General features: G+C 68.5%; 18 protein-coding genes. 7 read left to right on the top strand and 11 right to left on the bottom strand.

Annotation, left to right across the window (positions count from 1 at the left end; translation table 11 throughout):
* Positions 1–13: 13 nt before the first annotated feature.
* Positions 14–610 carry a hypothetical protein gene (locus tag DMC64_RS15760; protein WP_233629674.1) on the bottom strand — a complete coding sequence of 199 codons (597 nt, stop codon included), beginning with the start codon at positions 608–610 and terminating at the stop codon, positions 14–16.
* A 284-nt stretch (positions 611–894) separates the two neighbouring features.
* Between DMC64_RS15760 and abc-f the strand changes: the two genes are divergently transcribed.
* Entirely contained in the window at positions 895–2,517 is a 1,623-nt protein-coding gene (gene abc-f / locus DMC64_RS15755; protein ID WP_125734124.1) for a ribosomal protection-like ABC-F family protein, read from the top strand.
* Here the strand turns inward: abc-f and DMC64_RS15750 are convergent.
* Entirely contained in the window at positions 2,501–3,766 is a 1,266-nt protein-coding gene (locus tag DMC64_RS15750) for a family 1 glycosylhydrolase (protein ID WP_125734123.1), read from the bottom strand. The genes abc-f and DMC64_RS15750 overlap by 17 nt on opposite strands.
* Positions 3,767–3,947: 181 nt before the next feature.
* Here DMC64_RS15750 and DMC64_RS15745 point away from each other — a divergent pair, with 181 nt between their 5' ends.
* Together DMC64_RS15745 and DMC64_RS15740 are read left to right on the top strand one after the other, a co-directional pair.
* Positions 3,948–4,793, top strand: coding sequence for an LLM class flavin-dependent oxidoreductase (locus tag DMC64_RS15745; protein ID WP_037337610.1), 846 nt, complete (start codon positions 3,948–3,950; stop codon positions 4,791–4,793).
* 214 nt (positions 4,794–5,007) lie between these two features.
* Positions 5,008–5,574: a CGNR zinc finger domain-containing protein gene (locus DMC64_RS15740; RefSeq protein ID WP_125734122.1), complete on the top strand. Its 567-nt coding sequence runs from the start codon at positions 5,008–5,010 to the stop codon at positions 5,572–5,574.
* Here the strand turns inward: DMC64_RS15740 and DMC64_RS15735 are convergent.
* Positions 5,563–6,315, bottom strand: coding sequence for a PIG-L deacetylase family protein (locus tag DMC64_RS15735; protein ID WP_125734121.1), 753 nt, complete (start codon positions 6,313–6,315; stop codon positions 5,563–5,565). The two genes, DMC64_RS15740 and DMC64_RS15735, sit on opposite strands and share 12 nt — an antisense overlap.
* Positions 6,316–6,492: 177 nt before the next feature.
* Between DMC64_RS15735 and DMC64_RS15730 the strand changes: the two genes are divergently transcribed.
* On the top strand, positions 6,493–7,572 hold the full coding sequence (locus DMC64_RS15730) for a glycoside hydrolase family 5 protein (protein WP_125734120.1): 1,080 nt from the start codon (positions 6,493–6,495) through the stop codon (positions 7,570–7,572).
* A 72-nt stretch (positions 7,573–7,644) separates the two neighbouring features.
* On the opposite strand, the gene sigJ is transcribed toward DMC64_RS15730, so the two are convergent.
* From sigJ to DMC64_RS15710, 4 genes are all read right to left on the bottom strand, one after another.
* Positions 7,645–8,532 carry an RNA polymerase sigma factor SigJ gene (sigJ, locus tag DMC64_RS15725; RefSeq protein WP_125734119.1) on the bottom strand — a complete coding sequence of 296 codons (888 nt, stop codon included), beginning with the start codon at positions 8,530–8,532 and terminating at the stop codon, positions 7,645–7,647.
* Positions 8,533–8,597: 65 nt separating this feature from the next.
* On the bottom strand, positions 8,598–9,944 hold the full coding sequence (locus DMC64_RS15720) for an FtsX-like permease family protein (protein WP_125734118.1): 1,347 nt from the start codon (positions 9,942–9,944) through the stop codon (positions 8,598–8,600).
* Between the two features lie 91 nt (positions 9,945–10,035).
* Positions 10,036–11,070, bottom strand: a complete 1,035-nt coding sequence (locus DMC64_RS15715) for a 4Fe-4S binding protein (RefSeq protein WP_125734117.1) — start codon at positions 11,068–11,070, stop codon at positions 10,036–10,038.
* Positions 11,067–12,248: a thiolase family protein gene (locus DMC64_RS15710; protein WP_125734116.1), complete on the bottom strand. Its 1,182-nt coding sequence runs from the start codon at positions 12,246–12,248 to the stop codon at positions 11,067–11,069. The genes DMC64_RS15715 and DMC64_RS15710 overlap by 4 nt, the downstream gene beginning before the upstream one ends.
* A gap of 89 nt (positions 12,249–12,337) precedes the next feature.
* On the opposite strand from DMC64_RS15710, the gene DMC64_RS15705 reads away from it, so the two are divergent.
* Complete coding sequence (locus DMC64_RS15705) at positions 12,338–12,775, top strand: helix-turn-helix domain-containing protein (protein ID WP_037337628.1); 438 nt, start codon at positions 12,338–12,340, stop codon at positions 12,773–12,775.
* 296 nt (positions 12,776–13,071) lie between these two features.
* On the opposite strand, the gene DMC64_RS15700 is transcribed toward DMC64_RS15705, so the two are convergent.
* On the bottom strand, positions 13,072–13,659 hold the full coding sequence (locus tag DMC64_RS15700; RefSeq protein WP_125734115.1) for a DUF2867 domain-containing protein: 588 nt from the start codon (positions 13,657–13,659) through the stop codon (positions 13,072–13,074).
* A 117-nt stretch (positions 13,660–13,776) separates the two neighbouring features.
* On the opposite strand from DMC64_RS15700, the gene DMC64_RS15695 reads away from it, so the two are divergent.
* Complete coding sequence (locus DMC64_RS15695; protein WP_125734114.1) at positions 13,777–14,343, top strand: TetR/AcrR family transcriptional regulator; 567 nt, start codon at positions 13,777–13,779, stop codon at positions 14,341–14,343.
* The gene (locus tag DMC64_RS15690; protein ID WP_233629673.1) at positions 14,333–14,800 is read left to right on the top strand and encodes a hypothetical protein; all 468 of its coding nucleotides are present in this window, start codon (positions 14,333–14,335) and stop codon (positions 14,798–14,800) included. Before DMC64_RS15695 ends, DMC64_RS15690 begins: the two co-directional genes overlap by 11 nt.
* Here DMC64_RS15690 and DMC64_RS42970 read toward each other — a convergent pair.
* The 3 genes from DMC64_RS42970 to DMC64_RS15680 are packed head-to-tail and all read right to left on the bottom strand — an operon-like array spanning position 14,775 to position 16,488.
* Positions 14,775–14,921: a hypothetical protein gene (locus DMC64_RS42970; RefSeq protein WP_199754987.1), complete on the bottom strand. Its 147-nt coding sequence runs from the start codon at positions 14,919–14,921 to the stop codon at positions 14,775–14,777. The two genes, DMC64_RS15690 and DMC64_RS42970, sit on opposite strands and share 26 nt — an antisense overlap.
* Positions 14,918–16,141 (bottom strand): hypothetical protein, encoded by a 1,224-nt coding sequence (locus DMC64_RS15685; RefSeq protein ID WP_125734113.1) that lies wholly within the window; start codon positions 16,139–16,141, stop codon positions 14,918–14,920. The genes DMC64_RS42970 and DMC64_RS15685 overlap by 4 nt, the downstream gene beginning before the upstream one ends.
* Complete coding sequence (locus tag DMC64_RS15680; RefSeq protein ID WP_125734112.1) at positions 16,138–16,488, bottom strand: hypothetical protein; 351 nt, start codon at positions 16,486–16,488, stop codon at positions 16,138–16,140. Before DMC64_RS15680 ends, DMC64_RS15685 begins: the two co-directional genes overlap by 4 nt.
* Positions 16,489–16,590: the final 102 nt, after the last annotated feature.

Raw genomic sequence — 16,590 nt, 5'->3', positions numbered from 1 at the left:
CCCGCCGCCGGGATCAGGGCCAGGAACCGGAACGCGGGTAGGCCGCCCAAGCGCGCTCCCAGGCCGCTGCCCGTTGCCGGTCGAGCACCAGCCGGACGACCCGCTGCACCAGGACCAGTCCGGCGACCACCGCGAACCAGAGCCACAGGCCGACGAGCACGGAATCGAACACGGCCGTCGACGCGTTCCTCGGGGCGGTGGTGAGTTCACCGCGGGCGTCGATCCAGATCGGCATGGCCGATCCGGCGGGGCTGCCCGGCGCCGCGAGGACGCCACCGGTGTGCCGGGCGCCGCGCGAGTCGGTCCAGGTCGCCTCGGTGGTGGAGGTGTCGGTCCCGACGCTCTCGCTGTCGACGATGCGGACGGGCGCCGCCTCCAGCAGGTACGCGGTGGTGGGTGTGCGCCCGGTCGAGTCGGCGGCGGCCGCGGCGACCTGCCTGCCGTGGTTGGCCGAGCCGGCGGCGGCCGCGACCGGGATGGCGAGCACCGCCGCGAGGATCACGAGTTTGAGGAGGAGGGCTTCGAACCGGTCGGAGCCACGGGCCAGCGAATTGTGACCAGGGAAGAGCCGTCGCCGGAAGCGGGCGATCGGACCACTGGACCCGTGCACGAGGAACCCCATTCCCTCAGACCGCGAAATACCTCCATCGTCGATTCTCGTTCACCGGGGCGCCGCTGTCGCGGTATGGGGACACAGACCACTCTGTGAACCCGTACACAACCTTTTATTCGTTTTGCCCGTCCGGGTTCTCCCGCTACCGTCTTCGGCATGGGGATTTTCTTCACTCTGTGATTCTCGCCTTCGACGCGGCCCTGGCGTAGAGCCTTCGCTCCGCCGGGTCGCGTCCTTCCTCGTCTGCTCTTCTTCCCCGCGAGAATCAGGAGGACGCCCCTGTGCGTACCCCGCATCGAAATCCCGGAACACAACTCGTGCTCTCCGGTGTCACCAAACGCTTCGACGACCACGTCGTGCTCGACCAGATCTCCTTCACCGTCAAACCGGGGGAGAAGGCGGGCGTCATCGGCGACAACGGCTCGGGCAAGTCCACCCTGCTCAGGCTGATCGCCGGCCGCGACCGGGCGGACAACGGCACCGTGACCGTCACCGCGCCCGGAGGCGTCGGCTATCTCCCGCAGACGCTGGACCTGCCCGGCACCGCCACGGTCGGCGACGCGATCGACCTCGCGCTGGCCGACATCCGGGAGCTCGAATCCCGGCTGCGGACGGCGGAAAAGTCGCTCGAAACCGCCGAAGACCTGGCCGCGTACGGCGACCTCATGACCGCGTACGAAGCCCGCGGCGGTTACGAGGCCGACGCCAGGGTGGAGGTCGCCCTGCACGGGCTCGGACAGCCCGGCCTCGATCGCGGCCGCACGCTGGGGAGCCTGTCCGGCGGCCAGCGCTCCCGGCTGGTGCTCGCGGCCACCCTGGCCGCGTCGCCCGAACTGCTGTTGCTGGACGAGCCGACCAACGATCTCGACGACGACGCCGTCGCCTGGCTGGAGAACCATCTCCGCGGCCATCGCGGCCGGATCGTCGCGATCACGCACGACCGGACGTTCCTCAGCCGTGTGACCACGACGATCCTCGAGGTCGACGCCGACCGTCGTTCCGTGCAGCGGCACGGCGACGGGTACTCGGGTTACCTCGCGGCGAAGGAGGCCGCGCGGGCCCGATGGGTCCGCGAATACGAGGAGTGGCGGCTGGAGAAGTCCCGCTACGAACGGATGGCGGACGTCAACATCGACCGGTTCTCGGCGATCCCGCGCAAGGCCCCGGCCGCCTTCAGCGGGGCGGGCGCGTTCCGGGCCCGTTCCCGGGCGCACGGGGCGATGAGCCGGATCCGGTCGGCCCGCGAGCGGATCCAGCGGCTGGAGACGAACCCGGTCCCGCCTCCGCCGGAGCCGCTCCGGTTCACCGCGCGGATCGCCGCGGGGGAGACGGAGGCCGGTCAGTACGTGGTGAAGGCGGACGACGTGTCGGTCGACGGCCGTCTGCCGCGGATGTCGCTCAGCGTGCTGCCCGGCGAACGGATCCTCGTGACCGGTCCCAACGGGGCGGGCAAGACGACCTTGATGCGGGTGCTCGCCGGTGAGCTCGCGCCGTCGACGGGATCGGCGGAGCGGGCGGGCAGGATCGGGTTCCTGCACCAGAACGGCGGGCTCGCCGCCGACGCGCGGACCGTCCTGACGGTCTTCGCCGGAAACGGCGACGAGGACGAGGCGGCCGAGCGGTTGCTGTCGCTGGGGCTGTTCCGGGCGCCGGATCTGCGCAAACCGGTGCGGGAGCTGTCCATCGGGCAGCGGCGCAGGCTGGAACTGGCCGGATTGGTGACGGCCAGGACCGACCTGCTGCTGCTCGACGAGCCGACCAACCATCTCTCCCCGGATCTCGTCGAGGAGCTGGAGCAGGCGCTCGCGACGTACTCCGGCGCGCTCGTGGTCGTCACCCACGATCGGCGGATGCGGCGGACATTCGAGGGCAGGCGGCTCGAACTCGTCACTTCAGCGGCGTGAGCGGTCCGTCCACCTTGGCCGGGTTGAGGCAGCTGTTCAGCCCGTCCACGAGCGAGCAGAGTCCGGGCTCGCGCTTGAGCCGGAAGCCCTGCGGTACGCCGCCCGCGGTCACCAGATCCTGGTACGCGGGAACGGCGTCCGTGGGGCGCCGGATCAGCGCGGGATCGGCCAGGGCGTCCACTGTGTACAGTCCGAACCGGGCGCGGTAGCTGCCCCATTCGTAGTTGTCGGTGAGGCTCCAATAGTTGTAGCCGATGAGGTTCATCCCGTCGGCCTTCGCCCGTTGGAGCCAGTACACGGTGTCGCGTACGTGATCGCCGCGCGTGTAGTCCGCGTCGCGGAGCTTTCCGTTGTCGGTCGCCATGCCGTTCTCGACGATGTAGAGCGGCATGCGCGGGAAGCGATTGTGGTAGCTGCGCAGTGCGTAGTAGATGCCTTCGGGCTGGAGCTTGACGTCCCAGAACTTGTCGCTGGCGGCGGCGAACACCGTCCAGTTGTCGATGCTGAGGCCGTAGTAGTAGTCGATGCCGATGAAGTCGAGCTTGTCCTTGACCTGGTCGAGGAAGAACCAGTCGGCCATCCCGTTGACCCCGGTGATGTAGGCCTGGTTGCTGGTGACCTTCGAGGCCGGGTCGAGTTCGTGGATGAGGTCGTAGGCCCGGCGGTGCGCCTGGACGACGTTGGACTGCGCCGCGAAGTACCGCGTGGCGTCCAGGGCGCCGACCTTCTGTTCGTTCCGGAGGAAGATGAGAGGCTCGTTGAACGTCACCCAGAGGACGTCCTGCCCGGCGTAGCGCTGGACGATCTTCCGGCTGAACTCCAGCCACGCGTCGGCCGTCCGCGTCTCGGCCCAGCCGCCCTGGTCGAGCGCCCAGCCCGGGTAGACCCAGTGGTTGAGCGTGATCATAGGCGTCATGCCGGCGGCGCGGACCTGCCGGAACACCTCGTCGTAGAAGGCCAGCTCGGTTTCGTCCCACCGGCCGGGCGCGGGTTCGACGCGAGCCCATTCGACACCGAAGCGGTAGGTGTTGACGCCGAGACCGGCGGCGAGGCGGATGTCGTCGGCGTAGCGGTGCCGGAAGTCCACGGAGTCGCGGTACTCGTCGACGCCGTCCTTGCCGGCGGAGCGGTCCACGAACCGCTTCCAGTTGCTGTCCGGAGCGTCGCCCTCGGATTGGTAACCCGACGACGCGACACCCCAGTAGAAGTCCCGGGACCAGTCGTCATCCTGCGATGCGGACGCGTTCACGGCGGAAAGTGTCGCGCATAGTGAGACGGCGACCACCGACGACAACACCCGGCGTAACCTTCTCCGATGCTCCGGCCACTTCGTCGATCGTTCACCGTCGTCCGCCATCTTCCGGACGTTAACGTGGGTGAACGGTGTAAACAAGCGGCCGTCCGGGGACTTCGACGATGACGTTGGGGAGATGATCGACTTGACCGGCAGCACGGTCCGCCATGCCGTCTATCTGCCGCCTTTCGGCCCGTTCGGTGAGCCGGGAGTGCTCGTCGACCTCGCCGTGCGCGCCGAGGCGGCGGGCTGGGACGGGTTCTTCCTGTGGGACCACGTGGTCGCGGACACCATGCCCATCGCGGATCCCTGGACGACGCTCGGCGCCATCGCGCACGCGACCAGCAGGCTGTTGTTCGGCCCGATGATCACGCCGCCCGCCCGGCGGCGCCCGTGGGTGGTCGCGCGGCACGCGTCGACCGTCAGCCGCCTTTCCGGTGGCCGGCTGATCCTCGGCACCGGGCTGGGTTCGGACGAATCCGGTGACTTCAGCCGATTCGGTGAACAGACCGACCTGCTGACCCGGTCGGCGATGTTCGACGAAGGCCTCGACGTCATCCGCGCGATCTGGTCCGGCAAGCGGTTCGACCACGACGGCGCGCACTACCAGGTCGCGCTCGCCGAGGCGCCGCCCGAGCCGTTCCCGATCCCGATCTGGGTGGCGAGCTCCACGGACAACCCGCGTGTCGTCCGGCGGGCGGCGCTGTGCGATGGGATCTTCCCGAACCCGGAGGACCACACGCCGACCGCCGAGGAGATCGCCGAGACCCACCGCGCGCTCGGGCTCGCCGGGCTGGAACCGGGCCGTCCCTTCGACGTCGCCGTGGCAGGCAACGCGAGCCCGGCGTGGGAGGAGCCGATCAAGGTCGATCTGCCCGCGCTGGGGCAGGCCGGGATGACCTGGTGGATGGAGTCGCTGATGCATCTCGACCCGCTGGAGCTTTCACAGAAGATCGTGGACGCCGGTCCGCCTCGGTGGTGAGTGGCCGTACATGAAGGCCCCCTTCCTGTACCCAGGCGCAAGGATGGGGGCCTTCATGTACTGGGCGGCCGTCTTTGTCCATAGTGGACCGGCGCTGCGCCGTCCGTAGGATTCCGTTGCTCCGAACGACTTCATCGCCCTTGCGGGGCCGCTCGCCTTTGGTAGCGTCACCGCGGGCGTCCTGCGAACCAGTGACGCGCGGGGGAGGGGTCGAATGGTGGACGAGCCCGACGGGCATCACGCGATGCGGTTGGAAACCGGGGTCGCGCTGATCAACGCGTTGACCGGCGACCACGTCCACGGCAGGCCGAAACCCGCGCTCGGCGGCCATGATCTCGTCCGTGTCGCCACCGAAACGCTCGGCAACGGGCAGATCGACCTGCTCACCGCGGAGCGGTTGCGGAATCTCGCGGCGCGGCTGCGGGAGATCATCGAGTCGTTGTCCCGGCGGGAGCACGACCAGGCGGCGGGCCTGCTCAACCGGATGCTCGACGACAGCAAGGCCCGCCCCTCCCTGCAACGCCACGGCGAACAGTCCTGGCATCTGCATTTCCACGGTCCCGAAGCCGACCTCGTCCAGCAGTGGGCGGCCGGACTCGCGGTGTCGGTGGCCGCGGCGTTCGGCGAGCACATCCCGCATCGCGTCGGGTTGTGCGCGGCGCCGCGCTGCGACCAGGTGTACATCGATGCGAGCCAGGCGCAGATCAAGCGGTTCTGCGGGCTCGCCTGCCAGAACCGGGTGAAGGCGGCCGCGTATCGGGCCCGCCGGTCAGGATCGTGAGCCGCGCGGTGTCGCGTCGACGTACCACTCGCGGTTGAACACGAGGCCGAAGAGCGGCGCCGGGAGCCGGGTCACGACCCGCATCAGCGGCGCCAGCCTGCCGTTTCCATTCACCTGCGAGGAATGGGCGGCGATCGCGGCCTGCTTCTGGCGCGCGAAACGCCGGACGTCGAAGGTGTGCGTGATCTCCGAGCGGGCGCTGTACGCGCGGAGAAGCGCGTCGGCGTCGTAGCGGAACGGGATCCGCGCCAGGCGCACGATCCTCACCAGGTGTGCGACGACGTCGCGGGGGATCGTCGCCTCCAGCAGCCGGACGTCGCCGACGAGTTCCGCCGCGCGTTTGCCGACCTCGTGCACCTTGACGTGGTCGCGGTGGCCGTAGCCGCCGTTGCGGTCGTAGCTCAGCAGGACGGACGCCTTCTCCTCGCGCAGGATCGCCACGAGCCGCGCCGCCGCTTCCTCGGTGCTCGCGCGGACGAACCGGACCCAGCCCGGCGGATCCGGGTAGAGGATCGCGCCGTGGCCACTGCCCGCGTAGCCGAGATGGATCACCCGTTCGACGCCCAGCACCTTCGCGCTCGCTTCGAGCTCGGCCCGGCGGGCCGCGTCGGCGCCCCGCATGTCGATGGTGGCGACCACGAGGACCACCCGGTGGCCGTCCGCGGCGGCGCGGGCGAGGGTGCCGCCGGTCAGCAGGGCTTCGTCGTCAGGGTGGGCGTGGAAGGCCACGATCGTCGTCACGCTCCGAGCATGCCCGAGGTCGCCGGAACCGTGGGTGGTCGACTCTTGACCGTCCGTCGACCCTGTGGGTAATCTTCCCTTTACTTTCCAATAGTAAGGAAAGTTTCCTATTTAACTCCGCCGCCCTGACCGTCGGCGCGCCAACGTCGGTGCCGTCGACGCGAGAGGAGAAGCCGAATGCGCTGGGACAAGATCCGACTCCGGGTGACGGCCGCACTGGCCGCCGGGCTGCTGGCCCCGGTCGCCGCCGCGAGCACCTCGATGGCGACCGAGACCGCGGCAGAACCCGCGACGCAGGCCGCCGCCGCGCTGCCGCCGGGCAGTCCGGCGGCGATCAACGGACAGCTGAAGGTCTGCGGCCTCCAGCTCTGCAACTCCGCAGGCAAGCCGATCCAGCTCCGGGGCATGAGCACCCACGGGATCCAGTGGTTCAGCCAGTGCGTGAAGACCGCTTCGCTCGACGCGCTGGCCAACGACTGGAAGGCCGACGTCCTCCGGATCTCCATGTACATCCAGGAAGGCGGCTACGAGACCAACCCGCGCAAGTTCACCGACATGGTGCACGGGTACATCGAAGAGGCCACCAAACGCGGGATGTACGCCCTGGTCGACTGGCACCAGCTCACGCCGGGCGACCCGAACGCGAACCTCAGCCGCGCCAAGACGTTCTTCACCGAGATCGCCCAGCGGCACAAGGACAAGACCAACATCATCTACGACATCGCCAACGAGCCCAACAACGTCAGCTGGGACCGCGTCCGCAGCTACGCGGAGCAGATGATCCCGGTCATCCACGCCCAGGATTCCGACGGCGTCGTGCTGGTGGGCACCCACGGCTGGGGCTCGCTCGGCATCTCCGACGGCCGCAACGAGACCGACATCATCAACAACCCGGTGCGCGCCAGCAACTTCATGTACACGTTCCACTTCTACGCGGCGTCGCACAAAACGGAGTACTTCAACGCGCTGAGCCGCGCCGCGAGCAAGATCCCGCTGTTCGTGACCGAGTTCGGCACCCAGACCGCCAGCGGTGACGGCGGCAACGACTTCACCAACTCCCAGAAGTACCTGGACTTCCTGGCGTCGAAGAAGATCAGCTGGACCAACTGGAACTTCTCCGACGACAGCCGTTCGGGCGCTGTGTTCAAGCCGGGCACCTGCTCGGGCAGCTCGTTCACCGGCACGGCTCCGCTGAAGCCCGCCGGTGTCTGGATCCGGGACCGCATCCGCACCGCGGACAACTTCCCGACCTCCTGACCCCGGCAGCACGCACGTCAGGAAAGGGTCGTTCAGGACGGAAAACGTCTTGAACGACCCTTTCCTGACACTTCAGCCGAGCGGTTCGAAGTCCAGTGTGGCGAGGCGGTCCGGGTCGGCGAGGATGTCGATGGCCGCGATCTTCCCGCCTACGACGGTGAACGCGAAGACCGTCGTCGGCACGCCGTCCTTGGTAACGACCATCCCGGCCGCGCCGTTGACCAGCGCTGGCCGCAGCTCCCCGCCCTCGCCCGCGGCCCGGAACATGAGCGCCTGGCTCGCGATCTTGGCGGCCCCGCGCACGAACCGCGAAGTCCCCGCCGGAGCCGCGCCGCCCTCGGCGCGCAGGATGACATCCGGGTCGAGCACCGAAACGAGGGCGTCGAAATCGCCGCCCCGCGCGGCGGCGAAGAACGCGTCGACGACTTCCCGCTGACGGCCCAGATCCGCGTCCGGGACCGTCGGCGAACCCTGCAGACGACGGCGCGCGCGGCTGGCGAGTTGCCGCGTCGCCGCGGAAGACCGGCCGACGATCGGCGCGATCTCGTCGAACGGCAGAGCGAACATGTCGTGCAGGACGAACGCCAGCCGCTCGGCGGGGTCCAGCGTGTCGAGCACGACCAGGAGCGCCAGCCCGACCGAATCCGCCAGCAGCGCCTGGTGCTCCGGATCGATCCCGCCCGCACGGCCGATGATCGGGTCGGGCAGCTGGGCGCCCACCGGCTCTTCCGGCCGGGACTTGCGCGAGCGCAGCATGTCGAGACAGATCCGGCCGACGACGGTGGTCAGCCAGCCGCCGAGGTTGTCCACCTCGCCGGAATCCGACCGGCTCAGGCGCAGCCAAGCCTCCTGCACGGCGTCGTCCGCCTCGCTCAGCGAACCGAGCATCCGGTACGCCACCGCCCGCAGATGCGTCCGGTGCCCTTCGAAACGCCGCGCCAGCCAGTCGTGTTCGTCCACGGTCCCCATCCTTCATCGCTCAGTCGTAACCCTGACGCGTGGGGGAACGCAGATGTGACAGGCCTTCAGCCGCGGGTGCCCGCCTGGATCGCCGGGGTCCGCATCGCCTTGGCCGCCGCGCCCATATGCGAACCGAGCGTCAAGACCACGGCTAGGGCGACGACGGCGAGGTAGACCCCGATCGTCTCGTCCGGCACCGGGCTCCCGGTCCTGGCGACGCTGTACGGGACGACGGTGACGACGGCGGAGAGCGAGCCGAACAGGACGCCGACCGCCACCAGGACGGTGCCTTCGGTGCCGACGAGCCGCAGGACCTGCGATGGTGTCGAACCGATGAGCCGTTGTTGCCCGAACTCGCGGCGGCGTCCGATGAGCGCGGCGACCACGGTGTTCACCAGCATCACGGCGGCGAACAGCGCGATCATGCCGACTACGACGTAGTTCAGGGTCTCGATACTGTCCGCGATCGTCGCGGGCGCGGTACCCACGGAGTTCTCGATGGCCTGCATGTACAGCGTCCCGGTCGCGATACCGGTGAACAGGATGATCGGCACCAGCACCCCGGCCAGCTGACGGCCCCGGACCCGCAGGTGCGCCGCCGTGAGATGACCGCTGACGCCCGCGCGCCGCAGCGGAGCGGCCAGCACCGCGGCGATCGGGCCGAGCAACGCGGGGGAGAGGAGCGCGAAACCGATCGCGGCGAGGATCGCGCCCTGTCCGGCGACCGCCATCAACGCGGGTTCCGTTCCGGTGAACACGGTCATCGTCAGCACTCCGCACCCGAGGCCGGCGGCCAGGGCGATCGTGGCGCCGATCATCCGGAGCCGGCTGGTCGGCCGGGTGTCGATCCCCGCCTCGCGAACAGCCTCGATGGCTCCGCGCCGGGCTACTTGCCGTGCGGCGACCGTCGCGGCGGCAAGTGCGGCGAGCAGGGTGATGCCGGTGCCCATGGACACCGCGATCGGGCCGAACCGTGCTTCGAGCCCGGCCGGTACGCGGCCCGTGTCACCGAGCAGCGTGACCAGCCACCGCCCGGCGAAGACCGATGGCACGACGGCCGTGGCCGCGGCGAGGACGGCGAGGACCGCCGCCTCGCCGACGATCATCCGTCCGATCTGTGACGGGGTCGAGCCGGCGCTCTTCAGCAACGCCATCTCCGGAGCACGCTGCCGGATCAGCAGGGAGAGCGTCGAAAGCGTCGCGAACAGCACGATCACCAACCCCCAGCCGCCGACGACACCCGCCATGATCAGCAAGGTCTTCGCGGTCTCCGGATCGGCGGTCGTCCGAGTGTCCAAAAGGGACGCGAACGTCATCAGGATCGTGGCGCCGAAGAACATCGCGACGAAGCTCGCGATGAATCCGGTGGGACGGCGGCGGAGTGACGAGAACGCCAGCTTGGTCGCGATCATGGAAGGTCCTCCCCAGGCTTTGCCGTCAGGTTAGGGAACACGGACGGCGCCGGACAGGGGACAGGCCCCCGGGCACGGGGTAGGGGTGGCCCTACCGCCGCGGGTAGCCGCCGTCGACCTCCTTCACCGGTTTGTGGGGGAAGCGGCGTTCGGCGTAGGCCTTCGCCGGGGAACCTTCCCGCACGTACAGCGTTTCCACCTTGTCCTGCAAGGGTTTCACCACGGTTCCGAGGAAGCCGCGCCGGTCTTCGAGATAAGGCCCGAGCACGTCCTCGCCCGCCGGGCAGACCGCCATGCAGTACGCGGCCTTGTAGTTCGGTTTGAACGCGAGGCTCTGCCACATCGACACGTTCTCGGAATCACTCACCCTGGACCGGAAGTCGGCGGCGTCCTCGCTGTCGGCCACGGTCTGCGCCCAGTCGGTGAAGCCGCTCATGAACTCGCGGTAGTTGTGCGTCGAGCAGGCGAGGAAGTCGAACTCGCCCGTCTTCGAGATCGCACCGATCGGGCAGGCGGCGACGCACAGCTTGCACTCCAGGCAAGGGTTGTAGTCGATCGCCTCGCCGTAAGTGGACACTTCGGCGTCGACGAGCAGGGTCGCCAGCAGCACGAAGTTGCCGAATTTCGGGTGGATGACGTTGCGATGCAGCCCCATAGCACCGAGTCCGGCCGCGACGGCGACCGTCTTGTGCGCGACGACCCAGATCCGGCCGGGATAGTGCTCCATCTCCATCGGGAACGTCGCCGACGGGTTGATCGCGCGGTATCCGGCGTCCTGCAGGGTCCGGACGATCGCGTGCCCGGCCTCGTTGATGATCTCGCCGGTCCGATGGAACTCCTGGTTGGCGACACTGCGGGCGGGGGAGCGGACGTCGTCGCGGTTCATCCGCACCACGAGCGAGACGAGGGTCTTGGTGCCGGGCAGCGCACGCTGGACGTGCTCGCGTTCGCCCACGAGATCCGGGTGGTCGAGCGAGACGGCGGCCGCGTCGTCGGCTCCGGCGGCGAGGCAGATCTCCTTGAGCCAGGCGGCGTCGATCACCGGCGACGGTTTGTCCCGCGGTTTCGCGAGCACCGCCTGTACCGAAGGGTGCTCCTTCAGTTTCCTGGGGAGCCGGTCGGTCACAACGCCTCCAGGATGGTCGCGTTGGCCTGGCCGCCGCCTTCGCACATGGCCTGCAGGCCGTACCGGGCGCCGTGGTGGTGCAGCGCGTTGACCAGCGTGCCCATCAGCCGGGTCCCGCTCGCGCCGAGCGGATGGCCGAGCGCGATCGCGCCGCCGTGGACGTTCACCTTGGCCGGGTCGGCTCCGGTTTCCTGCTGCCACGCCAGCACGACACTGGCGAAGGCCTCGTTGATCTCGAACAGGTCGATGTCCGCCAGGGTCAGCCCGGCGCGCCGCAGCACCTTCTCCGTCGCGGGGATGACGCCGGTGAGCATGAGCAGCGGGTCGGATCCGGTGACGGCGAAACTGTGCAGGCGGGCGCGCGGCCGGAGGCCCAGCCGGGCGGCGGTCTCGCTGGAGGTGATGAGTACGGCCGAGGCGCCGTCGTTGATCGGGCTGCTGTTGCCCGCGGTCACCGACCAGTCGATCTGCGGGAAGCGCGCGGCCACGTCCGCGTCCTGGAACGCCGGGCGCAGTTTGGCGAGGGTTTCGAGGTCGGTGCCCGGCCGGACCGACTCGTCGGTGGACACCCGGCCCGACGGCGTCTCGATCGGCACGATCTGGCTCGCGAATCGCCCGAGTTCGTGTGCCCGCGCCGCCTTCCGGTGCGAGGACAGCGCGAACTCGTCCATCGCTTCCCGGCTGAGCGACCACTTCGCGGCGATGAGTTCGGCGCTGATCCCTTGTGGCACCAGACCTTCCGGATAGCGCTCCGCGACGCCCGGGCCGAGCGGATCGGTGCCCGGCAGCACGTTGGACCACATCGGGACCCGGCTCATGGACTCGACGCCGCAGGCGATGACGACGTCGTACGCGCCGGCCATCACCCCTTGCGCGGCGAAGTGCACCGCCTGCTGGCTGCTCCCGCATTGCCGGTCGACGGTGGTGGCGGGCACCGATTCCGGCAGTCCGGCGGCGAGCGCCGCCCACCGCGTGACGTTCTGGGCCTGTTCACCGACCTGGTCGACCGCGCCGCCGATGACGTCGTCGATCAGTTCGGGGTCGAGTCCGTTGCGCTCGACGAGCGCCCGCAATGTGTGGGCGAGCAACTGGACCGGGTGGATCTCGTGCAGGGCGCCGCCGGGCTTGCCCTTGCCGATCGGGGTACGGACGGCGTCGACGATGACCGCGTCGTGCACGGCTGCCTCCAGTAGTGAGTTGGGATCTCCAACTCACTGTGGCACCGAGTGGGTTGGAAATCAAGACTCACTGGGTTTACGCTGGTCGCATGACCGAAGGACCGAGGGACTGCTCGATCGCCAACGCGATGGAGGTGATCGGGGAGCGGTGGAGCCTGCTCGCGCTGCGTGAGGTGTTCTTCGGGGCGCGGCGGTTCGACCAGATCGTCCGCAACACCGGGGCGAGCCGGGACATCCTGACCGCACGGCTGCGGAAGCTCGTCGAGACGGGGATTCTCGAAAAACGGCTCTACGAGGAGCATCCGCCGCGCTACGAGTACGTGCTCACCGAGGCGGGGCGCGCGCTCAACCACGTGCTGCTGAACCTGATGGCGTGGGGCGACGCGTATGTCACCGAGGGGCCGCCGCCGACGGTGTGGCGGCATTCGTGCGGTGAGGTGCTCGCGCCGGAGACCGTGTGCGCGCACTGCCATGAACCGGTGCGGGACAAGGACATGACGCTGGTGCGGAGCACGCGCCGCTCTTGAACTGTCCGTGAAGGCCTCCTTGACATGGCATGCCCCTCAGGCTGTCCAAAAAGGACACCTTTCGAGATCAAGGCGTCTGATTTGGGCACTTTGCGCAGTATCGCCCGCGGGTCGTGAGTGGCAATTGTCGTTCTAACCCTCTTTGTCACTCACGACCCGCGCGGGAAATGGACATCATGACATCAATCGGACGCGTAGTCCGCGCACGGTGTCCGTTGTGGACACATCGCGTCGGGTCCCCCCCCCGGCGCGTGGCAAGGGTTCAATCCCGTCATGTTCGACTTATCTCTTAGCGCTCACGAGGGCTGGGGGTTGCTCTTCCACTCCCGCGCGATCATCCGCATGAGCGCCGGATAGATGATCAGGTACCGGAACGGCTTGATGAATCCCATGTACATCCGGCCGAACAGGCCGTTGGGTTTGACCAGCACCGCCATTTGACCGCGGTATCCGCCCTTCCCGTCTTCGACCCACGCGATGTGCATGACGCCGTGCATGGTCCGGTTCGCCATTTCGGCGGCGAACTCGTCTTCGAGCCGGTAGAGCGGGGTGAACGGCAACCAGTCTTCATCCGGGCCGGTAGGTGTGTCCCGGAGTTCTCGCGGCAGCTTGCCGCGGAGCGATCCCACTCGAGTGTCGAGGCCGGAACTCCGCTTATCCAGGCCGAGCAGTCCGCCGAGCTTCCAGCGCAGCGCCCACAACGCCCGGACGGGTAGTGGCGACCCGTCCGGGAAGTTCCCCGACGAGAACTGCTTCACCAGCTTGCCGAAGTCGTCCGGTCCGCCGGGTGTTTCGAGCGCCCAGACGTCTTCGAGGTCGAAGTCCCCGGCGATCTCGTGGATCCGCCACGCGCGGGTGGTGTGGGCCGTTTCCGCGAGTTTCATGCCGCCACCACGAATCCGACAGTCATCGTCGTAGTTCCTCCCAGTACTTCCGCCATCTGTACGGTAGCGTATATATCGTCCTCGTGGTGCTGGAGTGACGGGAGATACGGTGATCCCATGGCCGCCGAAACCCGGACCCCGCCGAGCGCCTGGATCGACGCGGGGTTGACCGCCCTCGCCGCCGGAGGTCCCGACGCGGTCCGCGTCGAAGTGCTCGCGAAAGCCTTGGGCGTCACCAAGGGCGGCTTCTACGGGCATTTCGCCGATCGAGGCACGCTCCTGCAGGAAATGCTCGCCACCTGGGAACGGATGAGCACCGAGCTGCTGTTCGAAAGCGTCGAGAGCGAAGGCGGCGACGCCAGGGCGAAGATCCGGCGCGCGGGGTTGCTCGCCGGCGAGCGTCTGCTGCCGATCGACCTCGCGGTCCGTGATTGGGCCCGGCGCGACGAGGCGGTGGCCGACCGGCTCCGGCGGGTCGACAACCAGCGGATGGACTACCTGCGTTCCCTCATGCGCGAGATCTTCACCGACGAGGACGAGGTCGAAGCCCGCTGCCTGCTCGCGTTCTCGCTCCTCATCGGCAAACATTTCATGGCCGCGGACCACGGTGGCCGGTCGCGGGACGAGGTCACCGAGCTGGCCGGGGCGCTGCTTCTCGGCGGCGGACCCGGTCATGGAATTTGAGACGGGTCAACGGCTCCTCGCTTTCCTGCGTGAGCTTCAAGCGGTGGAGGTCGCGGAATCGAGGTGGGAGCTCGGCGGCTCAGGCTGGCGTGCCGTCGTGGACGTCGAGCCGCGCCGATGGCTCGGGCTGGCGTTCGAGGCACTGGACCCCGTGACCGGCAAGTGCGCCACTTACGACATCGACACCGACCTGTACGACCTGACGCGGGACGATCAGCGCGAGTTCGCGCAGGAGATCGAACGCGACATCATCGAGTTCCTCGACAACCTGAGAAAGGGAGCGGTGCTGCGGGGAAACGCCGGGTCGAAGTTCGTGGTCGTCTTTCCCCTGGACGGTGCCTACCTCCGCGTTGTCCAAGGACGCTTCATGGGCAGCGCGTCCACGTACCCTGATCTCATCGCGGCGCTGGCTGGCGGTGACTACGTCCCCCTCAGTCTTCGTCGTCCTCAGGGGTAGTCGGGACCTGCTTGCGCGCCACATAGATGAGCAGCCCGATGATCACCACGGGGCCGACGAAGATCAGGATCTCGTCCCAGCCGCCCTGGTGCATCATCACCACTCGCGCCGCGATGCTCATGAGCCGGAGACCAGCGCGATCCCGAGCGCGGTGTAGCCGATCATCAGCGCCAGCATCGGGTACTGGCCCACCTTGACGTAGTTCGCGCGCAGCACGCCGACGGAACGATCATGTGCCGAGGTTACGGCCAGCACGTGCCCGGCGACGATTCCGGCGATCTGCACCAGCGCGATCACGCCGGTCGACACGACCGTGTAGTCGATCGCGCGGCCGAAGCCCTGCTGCCCCGAGAACACGGCGAACGAGAAGTAGTGCGCGACCGTGTAACCGACCATGATCGGGATCAACGACGGCGCGAACGCGGGATACGGATCGAATCCGCGGCGCAGGTACGGCCTGGTCAGGCTGATCGCGCCCGCGTAGGCGCCATAGGTGAGCGCGATACAGACCACGAGCCCGGCGGTGCCGCCGAGGACGCCGGCGTCCAGCGACGTCCAGAACGGGAGTCGGGTCAGACCGTCGAACGCGGTCGAGCCGAGCACCACCAGCACCAGCGCGGTCAGCCACGGCGCGGGGGAGATGGTGAGCAGGCCGTCCAGCGGATTCCGGACCACCAGCCGTCCATCGGCCCGCCTGCCGAACGGGGAGAGGGCCGCGATCAGGCGCGCGTAGACCTCGAAAGCGTCACCGCGGTCGAACCAGCGCGGACTGAAGACCACGCCGAGCGCAATGTGTATAACGGCATACACGGTGCCGAAAAGAGCGATCGCGCGAGGCGAATCCGAGTGCGGGAACACCAGTTCCAGCCATAAGAACGCCAGGAGGCCGACGATCGCGGGCAGATAGCCGAGCCGGTCCGGGAGTTCGCGGTGCCGGGACGGGATGAGCGACGCGACCGTCCTCAGTGGATTCAATCGCCGCCAGACCGGGCCGAACAGGAGTGAAAGCGGAACCAGTCCGACCCAGAACCAGACGTAGAACCAGGCGGGAGCCGGATTGTCGGCCGAACTGTCGGGACCAGCCCACGCCATCGCCAGGAACCCTGCGAACAACACCACCCCGAGCACGCCCGACGCGACCCGCGAGAACGCGCTGTCGATGAACCGTTGCAGGCCAAGGGGAAGAGGCCGCCCGGCGTCGGCGCCGCGCAGTTTGGGCTTCTTCCAGAGCGCGGTGAGCGCGAAGAACGAGACCACGACGGCCGCGGCTCCCGCGTAGAGCGCGAGCCACAGCGGGACCGGCAGGTCGGACCGGCCGCCGAGCCCGTGCGCCAGGATCATCCGCTCACCCGGAGCTTGGTCACCGCCGCGCCGCTCTTGTGCAGTTCCACCTCGAAGATCCCATCGATGTTCGCGGTGAAGGCGACCGTCGCCGGGACTCCGGGGGAGAGCTGGGCCGCCTTGTCGTAGCCGTGGACGTGGAGTTCGTCCGGCTGGTCGGAGGTGACTTCGAGCGCGACGTTCTCGCCGGTGCGCACCGCGACCTCCTCGGGACCCGCCGTGCGCTTGCCCTCGGTGATCGAGAACTTGACAGTCCGGGTGCCGGTGGCCGGTTCGGGGCCGGTCGTTCCCGAGCAGCCGGTCACGGCCAACAGTGCGGCCACGGTGATCCCGCCGATCCTCCGCATCGAGGTCCCTCCAAGTCGTACGCCCCGGCTTGCCCGGCCGGGACCTTGCACCTATCGTGTTACCCCAAGGTAACAGTTACTCAGGTTAGCAGGAAGGCGAGA

Source organism: Amycolatopsis sp. WAC 04197 (assembly GCF_003947475.1).
In the GTDB taxonomy this organism is placed as follows: domain Bacteria; phylum Actinomycetota; class Actinomycetes; order Mycobacteriales; family Pseudonocardiaceae; genus Amycolatopsis; species Amycolatopsis japonica.
This window is presented reverse-complemented; position numbering and strand designations above follow the sequence as displayed.